The 5,714-nt window shown below is 50.5% G+C and carries 5 protein-coding genes and 1 pseudogene; 2 read left to right on the top strand and 4 right to left on the bottom strand.

The window, feature by feature from the left end; translation table 11 throughout:
* Nucleotides 1-175 precede the first annotated feature (175 nt).
* Both HX884_RS24980 and gap read right to left on the bottom strand, forming a co-directional pair.
* Nucleotides 176-838: a DUF1120 domain-containing protein gene (locus HX884_RS24980; protein ID WP_013096697.1), complete on the bottom strand. Its 663-nt coding sequence runs from the start codon at nucleotides 836-838 to the stop codon at nucleotides 176-178.
* 250 nt (nucleotides 839-1,088) lie between these two features.
* On the bottom strand, nucleotides 1,089-2,090 hold the full coding sequence (gene gap / locus HX884_RS24975; RefSeq protein WP_013096696.1) for a type I glyceraldehyde-3-phosphate dehydrogenase: 1,002 nt from the start codon (nucleotides 2,088-2,090) through the stop codon (nucleotides 1,089-1,091).
* A 189-nt stretch (nucleotides 2,091-2,279) separates the two neighbouring features.
* Between gap and cybB the strand changes: the two genes are divergently transcribed.
* On the top strand, nucleotides 2,280-2,810 hold the full coding sequence (cybB, locus tag HX884_RS24970) for a cytochrome b561 (protein ID WP_013096695.1): 531 nt from the start codon (nucleotides 2,280-2,282) through the stop codon (nucleotides 2,808-2,810).
* Between the two features lie 68 nt (nucleotides 2,811-2,878).
* Here the strand turns inward: cybB and HX884_RS24965 are convergent, their stop codons facing one another.
* Together HX884_RS24965 and HX884_RS24960 are read right to left on the bottom strand one after the other, a co-directional pair.
* A complete protein-coding gene (locus HX884_RS24965) occupies nucleotides 2,879-3,946 on the bottom strand; it encodes an oxidoreductase (protein WP_097533469.1) in 1,068 nt (355 codons plus the stop codon).
* A gap of 13 nt (nucleotides 3,947-3,959) precedes the next feature.
* Nucleotides 3,960-4,703: a DeoR/GlpR family DNA-binding transcription regulator gene (locus HX884_RS24960; protein WP_178328950.1), complete on the bottom strand. Its 744-nt coding sequence runs from the start codon at nucleotides 4,701-4,703 to the stop codon at nucleotides 3,960-3,962.
* A 716-nt stretch (nucleotides 4,704-5,419) separates the two neighbouring features.
* Between HX884_RS24960 and HX884_RS27395 the strand changes: the two are divergent.
* Nucleotides 5,420-5,659 (top strand): annotated as a pseudogene (locus HX884_RS27395) (type I secretion system outer membrane protein); the annotation flags it as partial.
* Nucleotides 5,660-5,714 lie beyond the last annotated feature (55 nt).

Here is a 5,714-nt window from a genome sequence, read left to right as displayed (position 1 = left end):
GTCATCGGGCATTATCTGAACATAAAACACTATCAATAAGTTGGAGTCATTACCGAAAAACTAAAGATATGCGAAAGCGACAAATAAAAGAAGACTTTTTATTTGTTGTGTGAATATAACGGGAAAAAAGTACCGGTTCAGGGTTACGCTGAACCGGTATAAGCAAATTATATGATTAGAGATATACCAGGGTCATCGTCGCCTGACCGTCGAGAGGAGTATCGTCGGTAATCGCCAGCGCAGTAGTGTCACGAATCGTCAGATTAGTAACAAAGTTAAAGTTAGCTGTGGTGATAGCCAACGGTGCGGTGGTCCCTGTATCAGCAAAGGCGACGGTCTGGAACGCATCACTACGCGGAATACCGCTTTTTTTCCAGATATCAGGATTCCAGTCGTGGTTGTTGACAATCGGGTCTACGACTTTGCCATCTGCCGTGACATCCGTCATCCACATGCCGTAGTCACCAATATTTACGCCTTCGGACGTGGTACCCACGCCGTAAGTATAATATTTCACCGACTGGTTTAAGTTTTTACCGATATCAACCGGCAGCCGCGCGTTGCTGTCGCTACGGTTATCAAGAATGGTAAAGCCCACTTTGGTTGGCGAAGAACAGGTAATGGTGACAGGCACCTGTTTTTGTCCCAAATTATTATTTTCCAGTGCAGAAAGTTCTCCGAGGCGAATATAGCCGTAATCAATGACCCCGCCGTTGCCGATAGAAGGCGTACACGCCGCATTGGTCAACGTTCCGTGTACTTTTAATACAGCGGTAGGTTCTGCGAAAGCTGATGCGCTGGCCAGTGCAATTAATGAAGCCAAAATAACTTTTTTCATTGTTGTTCCTTAACAATTTCATAGGGGGTATTTGTTTTGACAGACCGCTTGCCTGTCTTGTGATTTATATTATTGGGAGTGTTTATGAAATTAAAGCAAGCATATTTAAAACTTCATTTTAGAAGTTCTAATGATAATTAACGTGTGATTCAAAAATTTCGTGAATAATTTTATTCTGGAAAACAGATGATGAAGAGTAAGCCATGCGGTAAGGGAGAGCGACGGATGGTATGACCACCCGTCAGCGTTATTAAAGTGCGGCGTATTTATCAAGCGTGCGCACCAGCTGCGTCACAAAGCCATACTCGTTGTCATACCAGGCGACGGCTTTCACCAGTTGCAGTTCGCCCGCCTCGGTCACTTCGGTTTGCGTGGCGTCAAACACCGAGCCAAAGTGCGAGCCAATGACATCTGACGACACAATCTCTTCATCGGTATAGCCAAAGGATTTATTCCCCTGTGTCGCTTTTTTCAGTGCGGCATTCACCTCTTCAACGGTGACCTTTTTGCCCAGAATGGCGACCAGTTCCGTTACCGAGCCGGTTTTCACCGGTACGCGCTGGGCATGACCTTTCAGTTTGCCGCTGAGTGCCGGGATCACCAGGCCAATCGCTTTGGCAGCACCCGTGGTGTGGGGAATGATGTTCTCCGCCGCCGCGCGTGAGGCGCGCAGATCTTTCCCGCGCGGACCATCCACCAGCGCCTGGGTACCGGTATAGGCGTGAATGGTGGTCATGGTGCCCACTTTAATCTCAAAAGCATCGTGCAGGGCTTTTGCCAGCGGGGCGAGGCAGTTGGTGGTGCAGGAGGCGACAGAGATAATGGTATCACTGGCGTCAATGGTGTCGTCGTTAACGTTAAACACAATGGTTTTCATCTCACCTGCTGGCGCGGAGATCAGGACTTTTTTGGCGCCAGCATCCAGATGCGCTCTGGATTTTTCTTCCGACGTATAAAAACCGGTGCATTCCACGACGATATCCACCCCAGCGGCTTTCCACGGGATATGTCTGGCCTCTTTCTCGGCGTACACCGCGATGGTTTTACCGTCCACAATCAGCGCGTCTTCGGTGAAATCCACGCTCCATGGGAAGCCGCCGTAGTTAGAATCATGCCGGAGCAGATAGGCCAGTACTTTGGGAGAGGTGAGGTCGTTAATGGCGACGACGGTGTTGCTGTCCTGGGTTTCAAGAAGGCGACGAAGTACCAGGCGTCCAATGCGTCCAAATCCGTTAATGCCAATTTTACTCATGGTTTTCTCCTGTAAACGTGTCGATGCGACAGTTTGAACTTATCCAGGCTTAGACCATGAGGGGCGGGGCAGCAATTGAAGATGCTTCATGCCCCGGGAAGTATTTGAAAATCCATACAGAAAAGTTAATGAATTTTTAAGGAAAGGTCGTTATGTTGGCACGGTAACTGTTTTTTATCGGAAAATCACATGCGCACTAAATATACAGGCCTGCAAATCGGCATTCACTGGCTGGTGTTTCTGTTAGTTATCGTCGCCTACTGCGCCATGGAGTTCAGAGGCTTCTTTCCGCGTACCGACCGACCGCTGATCAATATGATCCACGTCTCATGCGGGATCGCTATCCTGGTATTGATGGTGACACGTCTGCTGGTGCGCCTGAAGTTCCGCGCGCCGCCGATTGAGCCGAAACCGAAAGCGATGATCACAGGCCTTTCGCATCTGGGGCATCTGGTGATTTATCTGCTGTTTATTGCTTTGCCGCTGATTGGCCTGGTGATGATGTATAACCGTGGAAACGACTGGTTTGCCTTTGGCATCGCCATGCCGCACGCGGCGGAATCCAACTTTGACCTGGCTGATGGGCTAAAAGAGTGGCACGAGACGCTGGCGAATCTCGGCTATTTTGTCATTGGCCTGCACGCGGCGGCGGCGTTGATGCATCACTATTTCTGGAAAGATAATACGCTGCTGCGCATGATGCCGAAAAAGCGGCAATAGCCCTCAACACTTTTGCCGCCTTTCTCGCCGGGTGGCGCTGCGCTTACCCGGCCTACAAAACCCGTTTTTTATTGCAGCAGAGCACGCTCTTCAGCTGTTAATGCCAGCCCCTGGATTGACCCGGTCTCTGACGATTTCACCGCCGCTTCCAGTACCGCCATCACCGCTAACGCCTCGACAGGATGAACCGGATTGGCAATCTTCCCGAGCAGAGCATCGCGCACATTAATGTAATACTGGCGCTGATCGCCTTTCGGCGTGGTAATGGTCTGCGGCGCGCCGTCAGCCCCAAAGAACACCATACTGTCGCTGTCCTCACCCCAGGTTTCACTTCCCGGAACGATGCCGGTCAGCAGCTGGGCTTCCTGCTGATCGATACGGGCCTTCACTACGCTGCCCTTATCCCCATGGACGGTAAAGCGCGCGGTACCTCCGGCGACCAGCATGCTGGCGTGCAAAATAACCTTATGATCAGGATAGTTTAAGACCACATGCGCCCAGTCGTTCACTTCTGCGCCGTCGCGCAGCGTCGCGATATTCCCCTGAACCGAGTGAGGCAGACCAAAGAGCTGTAGCGTCTGGTCGATCAGGTGCGGCCCCAGGTCAAACCACAGTCCGCTTCCCGGTACGTTTTGTTCTCTCCAGCGCACGCGCACTTCGGGGCGGAAGCGGTCAATGTGCGACTCAAACAGTTTCACCTTGCCGAGGGTGCCCTGTGTGATAACGTCCTTAATGCCCAGGAAATCACTGTCCCAGCGGCGGTTGTGGAACACGGAGAGCAGAAGCTGCTTTTCCTCCGCCAGGGCAATAAGATCGCGCGCTTCCTGCATATCGAGCGTGAAGGGTTTATCCACCACCACATGTTTTCCGGCGTTCAGGGCCAGCGTGGCCAGCGGAGCATGGGTGGCGTTAGGGGAGGCGATCACCACCAGGTCAATATCCGGGTGCGTAATGGCCTCTTCCGGGGTAGCAACCACCTGCACGTCCGGCAGATCGCGCTTAACTTTTTCCTCATCACGGGAGGAAACCACCGCCAGCGTAAGCCCGTCCACAGACTGGATGAGCGGGGCATGGAAGGTTTTACCGACAAAACCATACCCGATCAGCGCAATGTTGATTGTCTTCATTTTACTCATGACCTTCTCCACGTTAATGAGCGCAAACCGTGACGGGCACGATGCTCTGGTCCCCAAGCTCAGGCCAGGGACGATCTAAAAACAGTTGATGAATTTCGTCTAACCCGCACACCAGATACGGCTCACAGCGGTTGACTTTCAGGTGGTCTGCGACGATCCAGTGCGTCTGGCTGGCAGCAAGCATTGCCCGTTTGACTTCTGCATCGGCTTCCGTCCCGGCACTCAGACCGAGTGATGAATGAAGGGCGCAGGCGCCAAGGATGGCGATATCCGCCCGATACCGTGAAAGCAGGGAGAGGGTGGCACCGCCAGCAAACAGGCGTTGCTTCTGATCCCATTTCCCGCCGAGCAGGATCAGTTCGATATCCTCCCGGTCGCTAAAAGCGTGGGCGATATCCAGCGAGGTGGTGATCACCGTCAGCGGCCCCTGAAGAAAAGTGGCCACCGCCATGACCGTACTGCCCGCATCCAGAAACAGCGTAGAGCCCGGCGGAACCTGCTGTGCCACCTGTTTTCCCAGCCGCTGCTTGGTCGCCGGCAGGAGCGTATTTCTGCCCTGGCGATTCATGGCCGAAAGATTGAGCGCGATAGCGCCTCCGTGGTTCTTCTGCGCCAGCCCCTGTTTTTCGAGGTCCGTGAGATCGCGGCGAATGGTATCCGCAGAGACCTGCAGCTTTTCTGCCAGCTCAGTGATGCTGGCCTGTCCCTGCTCGCTGATGATGTCGAGCACATATTTTTGACGCGCGGTTTTGTGCATGGCAGCAATCCTGCAAAATGTCGCAATAGTTCGCATAATACAGCATTTTGTCGCAGAGAAAAAGGCAACCACACATTAGTTCAGTTGCGTGATAATTGAGCTGTTATTGATTAAATATAAGTGAACGGTTTCTAAGGGTAATCAATATGTTATGACGATGTTTTATCTGGCTGTTTGGATTTTGTAACCAGTTAACTTCGCTTTACTGATTTGTTGGCCTATTAAAAAACTATTTAAACCAATAAAATTCCGCAAAAATGAATTTTAACGGCTTTTTATGCCAATAAATAGGGCGACGCTACTTAAGTTGACATTTCTTTGAAAATCTTTGTGTCTGACGCGCGTGGAAATTAACGCAAAAATGTACATCCGGGTATTTTTAAATTTCACTTAAATAACAATGACTTTATTAGTTTCATTTGAAAGGCCATTTTTAAGAGTTTGTCCAGAAACCCCATGATTTTTCTTAATTGTAACACCACATTAACATTGTGGGTGTAGTTGCCTATACCACATTTTGTTATGCTGCGAATCAGTTAAGAAGTAAGCAAATTCTTAATTCATATTAGGCTAAGGTCGGCTCTCATCTCCAATGGAAATGGGTATGGGGAGCTATTACCCGAAATTCAGTACGGGGGATTAATAATATTTTTCTGATTATCTATACCTCTTTTTGGGTAAAGGGTTAAACCATTCGAAGACTCAGGGAGATATAAATGATGAGAGAGCGAAATTATAAGTGGGTTCGATTATCCGCAGTGCTGGTGTTAATTTCGGCATGCATTAAAACGACCTATGCCAATAGCGGCGCGTTGGGTTTTGCCACGGTGCCGACGACAACTTTAAAAGAAAGTATTCTTTTTGCCATCGATCGCGATCCGTCGGTCAGCCAGCAGGCGGCACAATTGGGGATTGGTCAGGCGCAAATAGATGAAGCACGTAGCGGATGGATGCCGCAAGGCTTTGTTGAATAAATCAGATTTCGGGTAAGTCTCCCCCGTAGCGGGTTGT

It is taken from the genome of Enterobacter sp. SECR19-1250, assembly GCF_013391025.1.
GTDB lineage: Bacteria > Pseudomonadota > Gammaproteobacteria > Enterobacterales > Enterobacteriaceae > Enterobacter > Enterobacter cloacae.
This window is presented reverse-complemented; position numbering and strand designations above follow the sequence as displayed.

Excerpts from the sequence above, each read along its gene's own strand:
- HX884_RS24980 (WP_013096697.1), bottom strand. The coding sequence starts at position 838 with ATGAAAAAAGTTATTTTGGCTTCATTAATTGCACTGGCCAGCGCATCA.
- gap (WP_013096696.1), bottom strand. The coding sequence starts at position 2,090 with ATGAGTAAAATTGGCATTAACGGATTTGGACGCATTGGACGCCTGGTA.
- cybB (WP_013096695.1), top strand. The coding sequence starts at position 2,280 with ATGCGCACTAAATATACAGGCCTGCAAATCGGCATTCACTGGCTGGTG.
- HX884_RS24965 (WP_097533469.1), bottom strand. The coding sequence starts at position 3,946 with ATGAGTAAAATGAAGACAATCAACATTGCGCTGATCGGGTATGGTTTT.
- HX884_RS24960 (WP_178328950.1), bottom strand. The coding sequence starts at position 4,703 with ATGCACAAAACCGCGCGTCAAAAATATGTGCTCGACATCATCAGCGAG.